The organism is Paracoccus versutus, from assembly GCF_000763885.1.
Taxonomy (GTDB): domain Bacteria; phylum Pseudomonadota; class Alphaproteobacteria; order Rhodobacterales; family Rhodobacteraceae; genus Paracoccus; species Paracoccus versutus.
Genome location: NZ_JRKO01000002.1, coordinates 118047 through 135113 on the forward strand (window position 1 = coordinate 118047; position 17067 = coordinate 135113).

The following is a 17067-nucleotide window of genomic DNA, read 5'->3' on the forward strand; positions in this document are numbered from 1 at the left end:
TTGCTTTGACGGGCGCGGCCTCGCTGTCTATAGAGGCGCAGGTTATCCCCAGAGGCTTGCCCATTGCTGCGCTTCCTGCTGTCCTTCATCGGTGCGATCTTTTCCTGGCTCGTGACCGCGGTCTTCTTCATCGCCCTGACCGTGGGCGCGGTGTTCTGGATGTATTCGCGCGACCTGCCCAGCCATGAGCAGCTGGCGCAATACGCGCCCAAGACCATCAGCCGGATCTATTCCGCAGAAGGGCGGCTGATCGACGAATTCGCCGAGGAACGCCGCATCTTCGTGCCCATCGACGAGATCCCGCCCCTGGTGAAGCAGGCCTTCATCAGCGCCGAGGACAAGCATTTCTACAGCCATCACGGCTTCGACCCGATGGGCATGGGCAAGGCGGCGCTGGATGCGATCAGCTCGGGCGGGCGCAACCTGCGCGGCGCCTCGACCATCACCCAGCAGGTGATGAAGAACTTCCTGCTGTCCAGCGACCGCAGCGTCGAGCGCAAGATCAAGGAGCTGATCCTGGCCACCCGGCTGGAATCGACGCTCAGCAAGGACCAGATCCTCGAGCTTTACCTGAACGAGATCTTCCTGGGACAGAACAGCTTCGGCGTGGCCGCGGCGGCGCAAAGCTATTTCAACAAGCCGCTGACCGAGCTTGCGCCGCATGAGGCGGCGACGCTGGCCGCCATGCCCAAGGCGCCGGGCCGCTATCACCCCGTCCGCGCCCGCGAGGCGCTGACCGAACGGCGCGACTATGTCCTGCGCGAGATGTGGCAGAACGGCTATATCGACCAGGCCACCTACGAGGCCGAGGCCAGGCAGCCGCTGCGTTCCGTCCAGAACGGCGATTTCCCCGCCTTCCAGCAGCAATTGCCGCCGCGCGACTATTTCACCGACGAGATCCGCCGCCAGCTTTCGGCGCAATTCGGCGCCGAGGAGTTCTTCGGCGGCGGGCTGGCGATCCGGGCGACCATCGACCCCCAGCTGCAACAGGTCGCCGCCCATGCGCTGCAGCAGGCGCTCGAGAAATACGACCGCGGCCGCGGCGTCTGGCGCGGCACCCGCGTCAGGATCCCGGCCGAGCAACTGGGCGACGAGCAGGCATGGCGCGCGGCGCTGTCCGATGCCGATGTGCCCCGCGACATCGATGGCTGGTTTCCGGCCGCGGTGCTGGCGCTGGGGGACAGCGAGGCCACCATCGGCATCGAGGGGATCGAGGGCACCGCCCAGATCCCCGCCAAGGACGTGCAATGGGCAAGGAAGCGGCTGGCCGACGGCACGCTGGCGCCTAAGGCCAAGGTGGCTTCGGACCTGCTGGAACTGGGCGACGTGGTGCTGGTGCGGCGCATGACCAGCGACAGCGACGGCAGCTTCATCCGCTGGACCCTGCGCCAGGTGCCCGAGGTGCAGGGCGGCTTCATGGCCATGGACGTGAACACCGGCCGCGTCATCGCCATGCAGGGCGGGTTTTCCTATCAAAGCTCGGTCTTCAACCGCGCCACCCAGGCGCAGCGCCAGCCGGGCTCCAGCTTCAAGCCCTTCGTCTATGCGGCGGCGCTGGATTCGGGCTTCAACCCCGCGACCATCGTCGTGGACGAGCCGATCACCGTGAACACGCCGCAGGGGCTGTGGACGCCCAAGAACGCCAGCGGCAAGTTCTATGGCCCGACGCCGATGCGCACCGGGATCGAGCAGTCCAGGAACCTGATGACCATCCGCATCGCCCAGGGCATCGGTATGGACACGGTGGCGAAATATGCCGAGAAATTCGGGGTCTACGACCATCTCGGCCATTTCCTCGCCAATTCGCTGGGCGCGCAGGAAACGACGCTGTTCAAGATGGTCGCCGCCTATGCCATGTTCGCCAATGGCGGCGAGCGGGTGGAACCCACGCTGGTCGACCGCGTGCAGGACCGCCGCGGCCGCACCATCTATCGCCACGACCGCCGCGACTGCGTGACCTGCGGCCAGCCGACCCTGCCCGCCGGCGCCGCGCCCGAGATCCGCTCGAACCGCGAACGGGTGATGGACGCGATCACCGCCTACCAGCTGACCTCGATGCTCGAGGGCGTGGTCAAGCGCGGCTCGGGGCGCGGGGTCAGCCTGCCGGTGCCCGTGGCCGGCAAGACCGGCACCACCAACGATGCCAAGGACGTGTGGTTCATCGGCTTCACCTCGAACATCGTCGCCGGCTGCTATCTGGGCTACGACCAGCCGCGCACGCTGGGCGCCAACGCCTATGGCGGGACGCTTTGCGTGCCGGTCTTCAACGAATTCATGCAAGAGGCGGTCAAGGAATTCGGCGGCACCGCCTTCAAGGTTCCGCCGGGCGGGCATTTCGTCAACATCGACCGCTTCAGCGGCGCGATCCTGGGCCCGGATGCCAAGGGCGACAACGTCATCGCCGAATATTTCCGCGACGGCCAGGATCTGACCGGGCTGATGCTGGTCGACGGCGGCTTCGGCCGTGCCGATCCGGGCACCTTGCCCTTGTTCACCGAGGCGCGCGACGGCGGGCAGGCGGTGACGACCTCGACCGGCAAGAAGAAGGTGATCCCGAAGAAGGCCGATTTCGGCACCCTGTCCTCGGGCGGGCTGTATTGAGGGCTGGCGCTTGCCGCCGCCCGCCGCCCGCGTTATTTGTCCTGCCCTGACCGAAATCCGAACCCAGAGAGTGCCCATGCGCGCCGAAACCCAAGCCACCATCGAGGCGATTCGCAAATCGCTGAAACTGCTCGGCCAGCGCATGGACTGGGAAACCGCGCCGCACCGGCTGGAAGAGCTGAACGCCATGATCGAGGCCGGCGACATCTGGTCCGACCCGGCCCGTGCCCAGAAGCTGATGCGCGACCGGCAGATGCTGTCGGATGCGGTCGAGACCTATCGCCGCATCGACACCGAGCTCAAGGACAATGCCGAGCTGATCGAGCTGGGCGAGGCCGAGGGCGATGCCGAGATCGTCGCCGATGCCGAGGGCGCGCTGAAATCCCTGGCGGAACTGGCCGCGCAGAAGGAGCTGGAGGCGCTTCTGAACGGCGAGGCCGACGGCAACGACACCTTCCTCGAGATCAATGCCGGGGCCGGCGGCACGGAAAGCGCCGACTGGGCCAGCATGCTTGCGCGGATGTATGTCCGCTGGGCCGAGAAGAAGGGCTACAATGTCGAGCTTCTGTCCGAGACGCCGGGCGAAGAGGCGGGGATCCGTTCCGCCGCCTACAAGATTTCCGGGCCGAACGCCTATGGCTGGCTGAAGTCGGAATCGGGCGTGCATCGGCTGGTGCGCATCTCGCCCTATGATTCGGCGGCGCGGCGGCATACCTCGTTTTCCTCGGTCTGGGTCTATCCGGTGGTGGATGACAATATCGAGATCACCATCCCCGACAACGAGATCAGGATCGACACCTACCGCTCGTCGGGCGCAGGCGGGCAGCATGTCAACACCACCGATTCGGCGGTGCGCATCACCCACCTGCCGACGGGCATCGTCGTGACCAGCTCGGAAAAGTCGCAGCACCAGAACCGCGCCAACGCCATGGCTGCGCTGAAGGCGCGGCTTTATCAGCTGGAGCTGGACAAGCGCAACGCCGCAATCAACGCCCAGCACGAGGCCAAGGGCGATGCCGGCTGGGGCAACCAGATCCGCTCCTATGTGCTGCATCCCTACCAGATGGTGAAGGATCTGCGCACCGGGCACGAGACCTCGGATACGCAAGGGGTGCTGGACGGGGCGCTCGATGCCTTCATGGCCGCGACGCTGGCACTGGATGTGGCCGGCAAGTCGCGGGCCGAGGCGCAGGCCGAAGACTGATCCGCCGCGCCCATTGCGCGGTCGCGTGGGTATTCGGGAAACGGTGAAGCAGGTGCGGCGCGGATGCGGGGCATTGTGCGAGTGTTTTCTCTGTTCCTCAAATACCCATGCATGGGCGACGTTGGCACGGCGGCATGGGTATTTGAGGAACGAAGAAGCGCGCAGGCCGGGCGTGGGTTCCGGGGTTTTGTGTCGCGCGGTGCCGGGTTAGCCTGTGACGCGGATGGCAGCGGACGGGGGCGGCATGGCGGTCAAGCGGATCAACCTGGCCTTGCAGGGCGGCGGCGCGCATGGCGCCTTTGCCTGGGGGGTGCTGGACCGGCTGCTGGACGAGCCGGACATCGAGATTCGCGGCATCAGCGGCACCTCGGCCGGGGCGCTCAACGGGGCGGCGCTGGCGGCCGGCCTGTCCTGCGGGCCGGGCCGGCGCGGGCGCGAGGCGGCGCGGCAGAACCTGGCGCATATCTGGTCGCAGGTCGGGCAGGTCAGCGACAATTCCGTGGTGCGCTGGCTGCATTCCATGTTCCCGGTGCCGCGCGCCTGGCAGCGGCTGACCGAGCTGTTTTCCCCCGTGGCCTGGCTGGGATCGCTGACGCGGGTGTTCAGCCCCTATGATTCGGGTCCGTTCTATACCAACCCGCTGGCCGCCATCCTGCGCGAGATGCCGCATCCCCGGCTGGGCCGCGAAGAGGGGCCGGTGCTTTTCGTCACCGCGACCAATGTGCGCACCGGGCTGGTGCGGATCTTTGGCGGGGCCGAGGTGACGGTCGATACGGTGCTGGCCTCGGCCTGCCTGCCCGAGCTGTTCCGCGCCGTCGAGATCGACGACCCGCTGACCGGCCGGCGCGAGGCCTATTGGGACGGCGGCTATTCCGGCAATCCGGCGCTGTTCCCGCTGTATCGCCCGGACCTGCCCCGCGACATCGTCATCGTCAACATCAACCCGATGCTGCGCGAGGCGATCCCCAAGACCCCGGCCGCGATCCAGGACCGGGTGAACGAGATCAGCTTCAACGCGGCGCTCCTGGCCGAACTGCGCGCGATCAATTTCGTCAAGCGGCTGCATGCCGAGGAGCGGCTGACCGGCCGGCCGATGAAGAACGTGCTGCTGCATGCGATCATGGACGAGGATCTGATGAATTCGCTGAGCGCGCGGACCAAGCTGCTGCCGAATCCCGGCCTGTTGCAGCGCATGCATGATGCCGGGGTCGAGGCGGCCGAGCGATTCCTGGAGAAGGATGCCGGCAATATCGGCGAGCGCGATTCCTACGACCTGTCCCAGCTTTTCGGCCGCAGATAGCTTGGGCCCTGTTCGGCCGCATCCCGGCAGGGGGCCTTGGCGATCCGCGGGAAGCTGGGTGAGAGGCTGGACAGCGACCCAAGCGGGGCTCGTTACGGCTGCTTCCTTCCGGACCTGACCGGGTTGGCGAGGCGCCTGCCCGCGCCAACCTCTCGCCGCCTAGATAGGCGCGCGCGCGGCGGGATGCAAGCGGCTTGGCCGCTTACAGATGCAGGCGCAGGCGCAGGAAGCCGTCGGGGGCGATTCCGGCCGGCTCGACCGGCGTGGAAAGCCCGTCCAGGTGCCCCGCGGCGGCCGGCCCGGTCTTGAACAGGACCGAGGTGCCGGGCAGGGGGCGAAAGCTCCAGCCCGCGCGGGGATTGGGGGCCAGCACCCGGCGCTGCGCCACATAGCGGCGCAGCACCTCGCGGGTGGGGGAGGAGCCGTCCAGCAGCACCGGTCGCCCCGCCGCCACCGAGGCGAAGAGCCCGCTGTCCGACAGCCGGTAGCTGTTCGTCACCAGGATGAAGGGCTGGTCCGGCGCGACCGGGCGCATGCGGTGGGTCAGCGCGCAGATGCGGTGCGAATCGGAATGGGCCAGCCGTCCGTCGGGCGCGTAGCGCGGCGGGCGGCTCAGGTCTATCTGCCAGCCCAGCCCGTCGATGATGTCGAAATTGTAGCTGGGAAACTCGGGGTCGATCAGCGGCTGGTCCGGCTTGCCCGGCTCGATGCGCAGGAACATGCTGGCCGAGCGCTCCAGCCATTCGCGCAGCTCGGCCCCGGTCAGGCGGATGGCGCAGATCCGGTTCGGGAACAGGTAGAGATCGGCGATGTTGCGCAGCGTCAGCCGCCCGGCCGGGACGTCGGTGTAATGCTGCGGCCCGCCGCGGCCGCCGGCGCGAAACGGCGCGACCGCCGACAGGATCGGCAGATCCTGCCAGCGCGTGCCGCGCAGGGCGCGCCGCACGTGCCAGCGCTGCGCCATGGCCACCAACCGCAGGCCGGGATCCTCGCCGATCAGCGAGAAATAGCTGCTCAGCGGCCGTTCGGTGCGGCCGATGCGGCGGCTGAAATGCCGCAGGGTCTGGCGATGGGCGGAAAGGGCGGGGCCGGTGACGGCGGGATGGTCCTCTTCGGCGCCGACCGGCTCGGCGCGGCAGGTGAAGTCGGCGATGCGCCAGCCCTGGGCCAGGGGTTCCAGCCGCAGGTCGATCACCCCCAGATGCGAGCCCCAGAAGCCGGGCATGACCGCGGGCTTGCCGGCCAGCGTGCCGCGGCGGGCGTCGATTCCCGGCCCCTGCGGATGGTCGGCCGAGGGAAACACCCGATGCGTATGGCCCGCGATCACCACGTCGATGCCGGGCAGGGCGGCCAGCGCGGTGGCCGCGTTCTCCATCATCGGCGCCGGGGAGAGCGCGCCGATGCCGCTATGGGCCAGCGCCACGATCAGGTCCGCGCCCTGTTCGCGCAGGGCCGCGATGCCGGTGCGGGCGGCCAGCAGGATGTCCTGGACCGCGATCTCGGCTTTCAGCCCGTGTTCCCATTCCACGGTCTGCGGCGGCAGAAAGCCCAGCACGCCGATGCGCAGCGCATGCGGCCGGCCCTGGTCGTCGCGGAACTGCCGCGTCAGCAGGACATGGGTCTGCACCGGCAGCGGGCGCAGCGGACGCAGGTTGGTCGAGACCACGGGAAACTCGGCGCCTTCGAGCGTGCGGCGCAGAAAGCCCAGGCCGAAGCTGAAGTCATGGTTGCCGATGGTCGCCGCGTCATAGCCAAGCGCGTTCATCGCCGCGATGGCCGGATGCGGCTGGCGGGTGCCGATGTCGTCCATCTCGGCCAGGTAGTCGCCCATCGGGCTGCCCTGCAGCCCGTCGCCATTGTCGAACAGCAGGCAATTGCGCGCCGTCTGGCGTGCGCGGGCGATCAGCGCCGCCGCCCGCGACAGTCCCAGCCGCCCCGAGGGGCGGTCGGCGAAATAGTCATAACCCAGCATATGCATGTGCAGGTCGGTCGTCGCCAAGACGCGAACTGCCATGGACTTGGCGCCAAAATGCGGCTTGGTGATGGGGCCTATGCAAGTCATGCCGCATGAATGCAGACTATTCGCCCATAATGCAACCGCAGATTGCATTTCACGCCTGCGGCTGATCAGCGCTCGCAGGCGGCGGCTTGCATGCCCCGGCGCAACATGGGATGAACCGCGGCGGCGCGTTGTTTCTTTGATTTGACTGGATCAGCCATGAAGTTTTCGACCCGAAGGGACGTCGATCTGGCCGCGGAGGCCTTGTTCCGTGCGGCCAGCAATTTTCACGCCATCGAGCGGATGCTGGTGCGGCGCGGGGCCACGGTGCGCCGTCTGGACGACCTGGCCGCCCCTGGGGTCGGGATGCGCTGGCTGATCGGCTTCGACTGGCGCGGGCGCCATCGCGAAGTGACCGCCGAGGTGGCGCGGCTGGACGCGCCCGAGGCGATGGTCATCAACGCCACCTCCGACCAGCTTGACCTGGTCATCCGCATGACCGTGGTCGCGCTGACCCGGACGAAATCGCGGCTGATCTTCGAGACCGAGGCGCGCCCGCGCAGCATGAAGGCGCGGCTGATGCTGCAGACTGCCAAGCTGGGCAAGGCGCAGCTGGACCGCAAGTTCGCCCGGCGGATCGGCGAGTTCATCGCCGACCTGACCGCGGGCGCGCAGGCTGCCTGACGGCCGGCCCGCCTATCGGGCGGCGGCCGCCGCCTGCGATTGCGCGGCGCGCAGCGGATCGGCGGGATAGACGCCCAGGATGTTCAGGCTGGAGGTGAAATAGTCCAGCTCTTCCAGCGCGCGGGCGACATGCGGATCCTCGGGGTGGCCCTCGATGTCTGCATAGAATTGCGTGGCGGTGAAGACGCCGTCCACCATGTAGCTTTCCAGCTTGGTCATGTTGACGCCGTTGGTGGCAAAGCCGCCAAGCGCCTTGTAGAGCGCGGCCGGGATGTTGCGCACCCGGAACACGAAGCTGGTCATCATCGTCGTGCCGCCCTGGGCATTGGTGCGGCGGCTGAAATCGGGCTGGCGCGCCATGACCAGGAAGCGGGTGGTGTTGTTCTGCCGGTCCTCGATCCCCGAGGCGAGTTCCTCGAGCCCGTAGATCTCGCCCGCCAGGGGCGCGGCCAGGGCGGCGAGCGACGGCTCGCCCCGCCGCGCGACCTCGAGCGCCGAGCCGGCGGTGTCGGCGCCGACCATGCCGCGGATGGCGTGGCGGCGCAGGAAGCCGCGGCACTGGCCCAGCAGCACCGGGTGGCTCATCGCGTCGCTGACCTGCGACAGCTTGGTGCCGGGCACGGCCAGCAGGCTGATGCGCACCCGCACGAAGCCCTCGTCGATGATGTGCAGCCCGGTTTCGGGCAGCAGGTGGTGGATGTCGGCGACCCGGCCATAGGTCGAGTTCTCGACCGGCAGCATCGCCAGTTCGGCCTTGCCGCCGCGCACCGCCTCGATCGTGTCCTCGAAGGTGCGGCAGGGCAGCGCCTCCATCTGCGGGCGATAGAAGCGGCAGGCCTGATGGCTGTAGGCGCCGGGCTCGCCCTGGAATGCGATCACGTTCTGGGTGGGGGCGTCGGTCATGGATCACACCTTGGCTTGGGGTGGCGGCCTGGGCCATGCCCCCGTGGCGGGCCGGCCTCGTGGTCGGTTTTGTGCTTTGCCAGCGACAACTACACCTTGAACCGGTGGAACAAAAGCGGGTAGATACGGCCAAATCCACGGACAGCCCAGGGGATCCGCAGACATGTTCGATACCATGACCGTCACCAAGGCAGCCGGTGCGCTGATCGGCTCGCTTCTGTTCCTGCTGTTGATGAGCTGGGCGGCATCGGGCGTCTTTCATGTCGGCGTCTCGGGCCATGGCGCCGAGGGCGAGGAACATGCCCAGGCCTATACCATCCCGGTCGAGGATGCCGGCGGCGCCGATGACGAGGCTGCCGAGGAGGGCCCTGATTTCGCCACCGTGCTGGCCTCGGCCGATGCCGCCGCGGGCGAAAAAGTGTTTGGCAAGTGCAAGGCCTGCCACAAGCTGGACGGCAACGACGGCGTCGGCCCGCATCTGAACGGCGTCATGGGCCGCGCGGTGGCCAGCGTCGGCGGCTTCAACTATTCCGAGCCGATGAAGGCGCATGGCGGCGACTGGACGCCCGAGGCGCTGCAAGAATTCCTCGCCAACCCCAAGGCCGTGGTCAAGGGCACCAAGATGACCTTCGCCGGCCTGCCCAAGGTCGAGGATCGCGCCAACCTGATCGCCTATCTGCAAGGCCAGCAGTAAGCCGCCCGGCCCGCGCGGCAGGCATGGGGCGTCCCTTGGGGCGCCCTTTTTCGTTGCCGCGGCAAGGTCCCCGCGCGGCGGATCACGCATTTGCATGTTGAACCGGGCCCGTGGGCTGCTAGCCTTGCCGCCGGCGGCCCGCCGCCGCCCGAGCAAGACCAGAACAAGGATCGACAAGACCCGATGACGATGCGTTTCCTGCGACATGCCCCGATGGTTGCATTCATGGCGCTTCTGCCCGGCTGGGCCCTGGCGCAGGAGCAGCAGGAACCCCGGACCATCGTGTCCCATGGCATCTCGGTCTTCGGCGAGCCCGAGCTGCCCGCGGATTTCCCGCATCTGCGCTATGTGAACCCCGATGCGCCCAAGGGCGGCGAGATTTCGGAATGGTTCAGCGGCGGGTTCGACAGCTACAACCCCTATACCCACCGCGGCCGCGCGGCCCTGCTTTCCAACGCCATGCTGGAGCCGCTGATGGAAAGCGTCGCCGACGAGATCGGCACCGCCTATTGCCTGCTCTGCGAGACCATCGAATATCCCGAAAGCCGCGACTGGGTGATCTTCCACCTGCGCCCCGAGGCGAAATTCTCGGACGGCACGCCGCTGACCGCGCATGACGTGCTGTTTTCCTTTGAACTTCTGCGCGACAAGGGCCTGTCCTCATACCGCACGATCATTTCCAAGATCGTCGCCAAGGCCGAGGTGATCGACGACCGCACCATCAAGTTCATCTTCCGGCCGGACTATCCGCGCCGCGACGTGATCCAGTCGGTGGGCGGCCAGATCGTCTTCTCGCGCGAGGATTTCCGCAAGAACAAGCGCGACATCGAGCAGTCGAGCAACATCCCCTTCGTCGGCTCGGGGCCTTACATGTTCGACCGGGCCGATGCGGGCCGCTCGATCACCCTGCGGCGCAATCCCGACTATTGGGGCAAGGATCTGCCGATCAACATCGGCCGGCACAATTTCGACCGCATCCGTGTCGAGTATTTCGGCGATTACGACAGCGCCTTCGAGGCGTTCAAGGCCGGCGTCTATACCTTCCGCAACGAGGCCAGCTCGATCCACTGGGCGACGCGCTATGATTTCCCCGCCGTGCAATCCGGCGCGGTGAAAAAGGAGGCGCTGCCCGACGGCAGCATCGCCTCGGGGCAGGGCTGGGTCTTCAACCTGCGCCGGCCCAAGTTCCAGGACATCCGCGTGCGCGAGGCCATTGGGCTGATGTTCAACTTCGAATGGTCGAACGAGACGCTGTTCTATGGGCTTTACGCGCGGGTGAACTCGCCCTGGGAAAACAGCCCGCTGATGGCCGAGGGCAAGCCCACGCCGGCCGAGCTGGCGCTGCTCGAGCCCCTGGCCAAGGATCTGCCGCCGGGCGTGCTGACCGAGGATGCGGTGCTGCAGCCTGTCTCGGGCAAGACCCAGCTCGACCGGCGCAACATGCGCCGCGCGGCGCAGCTTCTGGACGAGGCGGGCTGGAAGCCGGGCGCCGACGGCATGCGCCGCAACGCCAAGGGCGAGGTGCTGCGGGTCGAGTTCCTGAACGACAGCGCCACCTTCGACCGCGTCATCAACCCCTTCGTGCAGAACCTGCGCGCGGTGGGCATCGACGCGGTGAACCTGCGGGTGGACGATGCGCAGCTGACCGCGCGGACCCGCAGCCACGACTTCGACATCGTCACCGATCAGCTGCTCCAGGGCTATTTCCTGACCGGCGATACCGAGCAGACCTTCGGCTCGGAAAACGTGGGCGACGTGTTCAACGCCATGGGCATGGCCAATCCGGCCGTGGACCGGCTGATCCAGCTGGGCATCGAGGCCAGGAGCGAGGATGAGATGATCACCGTGGCCCATGCGCTGGACCGCAGCCTGCGCGCGCAGCACTTCTGGGTGCCGCAATGGTTCAAGGCCGAGCATACCGTCGCCTATTACGACATCTTCGCCCATCCCGAGACCTTGCCGCCCTATGCGCTGGGTGAGCTTGATTTCTGGTGGTATGACGCGGATAAGGCGGCAAAGCTGAAACAATCCGGCGCGCTGCGCTAGGGCCCAGGGGGCCGGCGCGGATCAAGGCGGAGCAAGGGGACGGATGGCAGCCTATATCCTGCGGCGCTTGCTGCTGATCATACCCACGCTGATCGGCATCATGCTGGTCAACTTCACGCTGACGCAATTCGTCCCCGGCGGTCCGATCGAGCAGATCATCGCCCGCGTCCAGGGCGAGGGCGATGCGCTGCGCAACATCACCGGCGGGGCGGGCGAGTCGCCGCAGAACACCGAATATGCCGGCGCCCGCGGCATCCCGCCCGAGCTGCTGGACCAGCTCGAGGTGCAGATGGGCTTTGCCCGCATCGCCTGCACGCCCGACCACCAAGGCGAGCCTGACCTGAAATCCCCCGATTGCAGCAAGGAAAAGATCGGCGCGGCCGAGCGTTTCCTGGTCATGCTGGGCAATTACGTCCGCTTCGATTTCGGCACCAGCTTCTTCCGCTCGATCTCGGTCATCGACCTGGTGCTGGAAAAGATGCCGGTCTCGATCACGCTGGGGCTGTGGTCCACGCTGATCGCCTATCTGATCTCGATCCCGCTGGGCATCCGCAAGGCGGTCAGGAACGGCACGCCCTTCGACACCTGGACCTCGGGCGCGATCATCGTGGGCTATGCCATCCCCGCCTTCCTGTTCGCGGTCCTGCTGATGGTGCTGTTCGCGGGCGGCAGCTATTGGCAGATCTTTCCCTTGCGCGGGCTGACCTCGGACAATTGGGCCGACCTGAGCCTTTGGGGCAAGGTCAAGGACTACCTGTGGCACATCACCCTGCCGGTCCTGGCCACTACCATCTCCAGCTTCGCCACGTTGACGCTGCTGACCAAGAACAGTTTCCTGGACGAGATCAACAAGCAATATGTCATCACCGCCCGCGCCAAGGGCCTGACCGAGCGCCGGGTGCTTTACGCCCATGTCTTCCGCAACGCCATGCTGATCGTGATCGCCGGCTTCCCGTCCATGTTCCTGGGCGTGTTCTTCGGCTCGTCGATCCTGATCGAGACCATCTTCTCGCTCGACGGGCTGGGCCGGCTGGGCTTCGAGGCGGCGGTGCAGCGCGACTATCCGGTGATCTTCGGCACGCTTTACGTCTTTGGCCTGCTGGGCCTGCTGGTCGGCATCCTGTCGGACCTGATGTATGTGCTGGTCGATCCGCGCATCGACTTCGAGCGGAGGGCCGGCTGATGGCGATGACCGAGCTGAACCGCCGCCGGCTGCGCAATTTCCGCCGCAACAAGCGCGCCTTCTGGTCGCTGGTGGTCTTTACCATCCTGTTCGTGGCCTCGCTGTTTGCGGAACTGATCGCCAATGACAAGCCGATCCTGGTCAGCTATCGGGGCGAGCTGCATTTCCCGGTCTATCGCTTCTACCCCGAGACCGCCTTCGGCGGCGATTTCGGCACCGAGGCGATCTATACCGATCCGGGCGTGCAATGCCTGATCCGCACCGGCGGGCGGCCCGAATGCTGGGACGACCCCGAGGCGACCGAGCGCGAGGCGCGAGAGACCGGCCAGGTCGCGGGCGAGGCGGTCGAGCGCGGCTGGATGCTGTGGCCGCCGATCCCCTATCACTACCGCAGCATCAACAATGTCGGCACCGCCCCCAGCCCGCCCGATGCGGCGCATTGGCTGGGCACCGACGACACCGCGCGCGACGTGCTGGCGCGGGTGATCTACGGCTTTCGCCTGTCGATCCTGTTCACGCTGATCGTGACCGTGGTCGCCTCGGTTCTGGGCATCGCGGCGGGGGCGGTGCAGGGCTATTTCGGCGGCCGCACCGACCTGGTGTTCCAGAGATTGCTTGAGATATGGGGCTCAACCCCTTCGCTTTACGTGATTATCATCCTGTTCGCGATCCTGGGGCGAAGTTTCTGGCTGCTGGTTTTCGTCTCGATCCTGTTCGGCTGGCCGGCGCTGGTCGGCGTGGTGCGGGCCGAGTTCCTGCGCGCGCGCAACTTCGAATATGTCCGCGCCGCGCGCGCGCTTGGGGTCAGTGACCGCATCATCATGTTCCGCCATATCCTGCCCAACGCCATGGTGGCGACGCTGACCATGCTGCCCTTTGTCGTGACCGGCACCATCTCGTCGCTGGCCGCGCTGGATTATCTGGGCTACGGCCTGCCCAGTTCGGCCCCCTCGCTGGGCGAGCTGGCCTTGCAGGCCAAGCAGAACCTGCAGGCGCCCTGGCTGGGCTTCACCGCCTTCTTCAGCTTCGCCATCATGCTGTCCTTGCTGGTGTTCATCTTCGAGGGCGTGCGCGACGCCTTCGACCCAAGAAAGACCTTCCGATGACCCCGGTTCTGGAAGTCAGCGACCTGCGGGTGGGGTTCCGGCAGGACGGGCAACTGGTGCCCGCCGTCAAGGGCGTCAGCTTCACCGTGGGCAAGGGCGAGACGGTGGCGCTGGTCGGCGAATCCGGCTCGGGCAAGTCGGTCACGGCGCTGTCGACCGTGCGGCTTCTGGGCGAGGCGGCCGAGGTCGCGGGCTCGGTCCGCTACGGCGGGCGCGAATTGCTGGGCGCCTCCGAGGCGGAGTTGCGCCGGGTGCGCGGCAACGACATCAGCTTCATCTTCCAGGAGCCGATGACCTCGCTGAACCCCCTGCACACGCTGGAGCGGCAACTGGCCGAAAGCCTGGCGCTGCACCAGGGGCTGCGCGGCGCGGCGGCGCGGGCGCGGATCATCGAGCTTTTGACCCGCGTCGGCATCCGCGACCCGGAAACGCGGCTGGCCGATTACCCGCACCAGCTGTCGGGCGGCCAGCGCCAGCGGGTGATGATCGCCATGGCGCTGGCGAACGGGCCGGAGCTGCTGATCGCCGACGAGCCGACGACGGCGCTGGACGTGACCATCCAGGCGCAGATCATGGAGCTGCTGGCGGAGCTGAAGGCCGCCGAGGGGCTGTCGATGCTGTTCATCAGCCACGACCTAGGCCTGGTGCGCCGCATCGCCGACCGGGTCTGCGTGATGAAGGGCGGCGAGATCGTCGAGCAGGGGCCAGTCGAGCAGATCTTCGCCCATCCGCAGCACGAATATACCCGGATGCTGCTGGCGGCCGAGCCCAAGGGCAGGGCCGATCCCATCCCCGCCGATGCGCCGCAGGTCGTGGCGACGCAGGATCTGCGGGTCTGGTTCCCGATCCAGCGCGGCTTCCTGCGCCGCACCGTCGGCCATGTGAAGGCGGTGAACGGCGCCACCATCTCGGTCCGTGCCGGCGAGACGCTGGGCATCGTCGGCGAATCCGGTTCCGGCAAGACCACGCTGGCGCTGGCGATCATGCGGCTGATCGACAGTGACGGGCCGATCCTCTACATGGGCCGCGACATCTCCCGCGTGCCGGGCCGGGCGCTGCGCGGCTTGCGCCGCGACATGCAGATCGTGTTCCAGGACCCCTATGGCAGCCTGTCCCCGCGCATGACGGTCGAGCAGATCATCGCCGAGGGCCTGGGCGTGCATGGCATCGAGCCGGGCCGCAACCGCCGCGAGATGGTCGATGCGATCATGCGCGAGGTCGGGCTGGACCCCGCCACCATGCACCGTTACCCGCACGAGTTCAGCGGCGGCCAGCGCCAGCGCATCGCCATCGCCCGCGCCATGATCCTGAACCCCAAGCTGGTGGTGCTGGACGAGCCGACCAGCGCGCTGGACATGACCGTTCAGGTGCAGATCGTCGAGCTTTTGCGGCGCTTGCAGCGCAAGCACGGCCTGGCCTTCCTGTTCATCAGCCACGACCTGCGCGTCGTGCGCGCCATGTCGCACCAGATCATGGTCATGCGCGCCGGCGAGGTGGTCGAGCAGGGCTCGACCGACGCCGTTTTCGAACGGCCCGAAAGCGATTACACCCGCCAGCTGATCGCGGCGGCATTTCTTGCGGTAACAAGTGAAGACCTTAAGGTAACAAGTTGAAGATCCTGTTCGTTCACCAGAATTTTCCCGGCCAGTTCCTGCATCTGGCGCCGGCCCTGGCCGCGCGCGGCCATCACGTGACGGCGCTGACGGATGAAAAGAACCAGCGTGCCTCGCCGGTCCGCGTGCTGCGCTACAAGACGCCGGACGAGCTGAAGCTGCCGCCCTCGCTGGGCCGGACCTACAGCGAGATGGCCGAGCGGGGCTGGGTCGCGGCCCGCGGCTGCCGCGCCCTGCGCGACCGGCACGGCTATGCGCCCGACCTGATCTTCGGCCATAGCGGCTGGGGCGAGACGCTGTTTCTGCGCGAAATCTGGCCCGAGGCGAAGCTGCTGGTCTATGCCGAGCTGATGTATCGCACCCGCGGCCATGACGTCGGCTTCGACCCCGAGATCACCCCCGGCAGCGACGAGGGGCGGATCGGCACCGTCGCGCGCTCGGCGCATCTGATCCAGGGGCTGGTGCAGGCCGATGCCGGGCTGTCGCCGACGCAATACCAGGCGAATTCCTTTTCGCCGGAATTGCGCCGGAAGCTGACGGTGATCCACGACGGCATCGACACGCAGAAGGTCCGTCCCGACCCGGCGGCCGAGCTTGCGCTGCCCGACGGCCGCACGCTGCGGGCGGGGGACGAGGTGCTGACCTATGTCTCGCGCTCGCTGGAGCCCTATCGCGGCTTTCACCGCTTCATGCGCGCGCTGCCCGAGGTGCTGCGGGCGCGGCCCGAGGCGCAGGTGGTGCTGGTGGGCGCCGACGGGGCCAGCTATGGCGGCCTGCCCAAGGACGCGCCGAACTGGCGGGAAAAGCTGCTGGCCGAACTCGACGGCCGGCTGGACCTTGGGCGCATCCATTTCCTGGGCCGGGTGCCCTATCCGCAGTATCTGGCGCTGTTGCAGGTCAGCCGGGTGCATTGCTACCTGACCTATCCCTTCGTCCTCAGCTGGTCGCTGACCGAGGCGATGGCGGCCGGCTGCTATGTCGTCGGTTCCGACACCGAGCCGGTGCGCGAACTGGTCCGCGACGGCGAGAACGGACGGCTGGTGCCCTTTTTCGACCAGCCCGCGCTGGAATCGGCGCTGATCCGCGGCCTTGCCGGCGACCCCGAGGCACCGCGCCTGCAGGCGGCGGCGCGCCAGACCATCCTGCGGGGCTATGACCTGCACGGGCATTGCCTGCCGCGGCTGATCGACTGGGTGGAAAGCTTCGCGCCCTAAAGCTCGATCTCGTTTTCCGGGTCGCGTTCGGGCAGCGGCGGCGTCGCTTCCGGCGGCGGGGCCAGGCGGGGGTCGTCCTCGGGCGCGGGGCGCAGCATGTCGCGCAGCGCATCGCCCACCGGCGGGGGCGGCGGCGCGTCCGCGCGGCGGCGGATCAGGATGTCGCCGTTCTCCAGCCGCTCGGGTGCCTGGTAATTGCGCACGTCGTCCATCAGCTTGCCGATGTCCTGCAGCACCGGCGCGACCGCGCCCAGCGTATCGCCCAGGTCGCGGCCCAGACGGTCCAGATGCGGCTCGGCCTGTTGCAGCAGGTTGCGCATGAAGTTTTCCAGCCCGCGTTCCAGCGGGTCGGGCTCTTCCGGCGGGGGCAGGCCCTCCGAAGGCGGCGGCTCGTCGGCCAGCGGGGGCTCGTAATCCTGGGCCATGGCTGCGGGGGGCATCAGCGCGGCGCAGAGGATCAGGGAAAGAAGCGGGTTGCGCATGGGCCGGTCCTTCGGCTGTTCGCAGAGGAAACATGCGC

At 67.5% G+C, this 17067-nt stretch carries 13 protein-coding genes and 1 other RNA gene; 10 read left to right on the forward strand and 4 right to left on the reverse strand.

Annotation, left to right across the window (positions count from 1 at the left end; translation table 11 throughout):
- Nucleotides 1–63: 63 nt before the first annotated feature.
- The 3 genes from IT40_RS01660 to IT40_RS01670 all read left to right on the forward strand — a co-directional run bounded on the left by IT40_RS01660 (nt 64) and on the right by IT40_RS01670 (nt 5105).
- Nucleotides 64–2601 (forward strand): penicillin-binding protein 1A, encoded by a 2538-nt coding sequence (locus IT40_RS01660; RefSeq protein WP_036749657.1) that lies wholly within the window; start codon nt 64–66, stop codon nt 2599–2601.
- Nucleotides 2602–2677: 76 nt separating this feature from the next.
- A complete protein-coding gene (gene prfB, locus IT40_RS01665) occupies nt 2678–3805 on the forward strand; it encodes a peptide chain release factor 2 (protein WP_036749659.1) in 1128 nt (375 codons plus the stop codon).
- Nucleotides 3806–4049: 244 nt separating this feature from the next.
- On the forward strand, nt 4050–5105 hold the full coding sequence (locus IT40_RS01670; RefSeq protein WP_036749771.1) for a patatin-like phospholipase family protein: 1056 nt from the start codon (nt 4050–4052) through the stop codon (nt 5103–5105).
- Between the two features lie 57 nt (nt 5106–5162).
- Here IT40_RS01670 and ffs read toward each other — a convergent pair.
- Together ffs and IT40_RS01675 are read right to left on the reverse strand one after the other, a co-directional pair.
- Nucleotides 5163–5259: signal recognition particle sRNA small type (gene ffs / locus IT40_RS27225), an RNA gene on the reverse strand.
- 48 nt (nt 5260–5307) lie between these two features.
- Nucleotides 5308–7119 (reverse strand): bifunctional 2',3'-cyclic-nucleotide 2'-phosphodiesterase/3'-nucleotidase, encoded by a 1812-nt coding sequence (locus IT40_RS01675; RefSeq protein ID WP_243700104.1) that lies wholly within the window; start codon nt 7117–7119, stop codon nt 5308–5310.
- A 204-nt stretch (nt 7120–7323) separates the two neighbouring features.
- Between IT40_RS01675 and IT40_RS01680 the strand changes: the two genes are divergently transcribed.
- The gene (locus IT40_RS01680; RefSeq protein ID WP_036749665.1) at nt 7324–7788 is read left to right on the forward strand and encodes a hypothetical protein; all 465 of its coding nucleotides are present in this window, start codon (nt 7324–7326) and stop codon (nt 7786–7788) included.
- Nucleotides 7789–7800: 12 nt separating this feature from the next.
- On the opposite strand, the gene IT40_RS01685 is transcribed toward IT40_RS01680, so the two are convergent.
- Nucleotides 7801–8691 (reverse strand): prephenate dehydratase, encoded by an 891-nt coding sequence (locus IT40_RS01685; RefSeq protein WP_036749667.1) that lies wholly within the window; start codon nt 8689–8691, stop codon nt 7801–7803.
- Between the two features lie 163 nt (nt 8692–8854).
- Here IT40_RS01685 and IT40_RS01690 point away from each other — a divergent pair, with 163 nt between their 5' ends.
- The 6 genes from IT40_RS01690 to IT40_RS01715 all read left to right on the forward strand — a co-directional run bounded on the left by IT40_RS01690 (nt 8855) and on the right by IT40_RS01715 (nt 16547).
- Entirely contained in the window at nt 8855–9385 is a 531-nt protein-coding gene (locus IT40_RS01690) for a c-type cytochrome (RefSeq protein WP_036749670.1), read from the forward strand.
- A gap of 183 nt (nt 9386–9568) precedes the next feature.
- On the forward strand, nt 9569–11431 hold the full coding sequence (locus tag IT40_RS01695) for an extracellular solute-binding protein (RefSeq protein WP_036749673.1): 1863 nt from the start codon (nt 9569–9571) through the stop codon (nt 11429–11431).
- A gap of 43 nt (nt 11432–11474) precedes the next feature.
- On the forward strand, nt 11475–12614 hold the full coding sequence (locus IT40_RS01700; RefSeq protein ID WP_036749676.1) for a microcin C ABC transporter permease YejB: 1140 nt from the start codon (nt 11475–11477) through the stop codon (nt 12612–12614).
- A complete protein-coding gene (locus IT40_RS01705; protein ID WP_036749679.1) occupies nt 12614–13720 on the forward strand; it encodes an ABC transporter permease in 1107 nt (368 codons plus the stop codon). Before IT40_RS01700 ends, IT40_RS01705 begins: the two co-directional genes overlap by 1 nt.
- Nucleotides 13717–15333 (forward strand): ABC transporter ATP-binding protein, encoded by a 1617-nt coding sequence (locus IT40_RS01710; RefSeq protein ID WP_036749682.1) that lies wholly within the window; start codon nt 13717–13719, stop codon nt 15331–15333. The genes IT40_RS01705 and IT40_RS01710 overlap by 4 nt, the downstream gene beginning before the upstream one ends.
- Complete coding sequence (locus tag IT40_RS01715) at nt 15330–16547, forward strand: glycosyltransferase (protein WP_036749685.1); 1218 nt, start codon at nt 15330–15332, stop codon at nt 16545–16547. Before IT40_RS01710 ends, IT40_RS01715 begins: the two co-directional genes overlap by 4 nt.
- On the opposite strand, the gene IT40_RS01720 is transcribed toward IT40_RS01715, so the two are convergent.
- Nucleotides 16544–17029, reverse strand: coding sequence for a hypothetical protein (locus IT40_RS01720; RefSeq protein ID WP_036749687.1), 486 nt, complete (start codon nt 17027–17029; stop codon nt 16544–16546). The genes IT40_RS01715 and IT40_RS01720 overlap by 4 nt on opposite strands.
- Nucleotides 17030–17067: the final 38 nt, after the last annotated feature.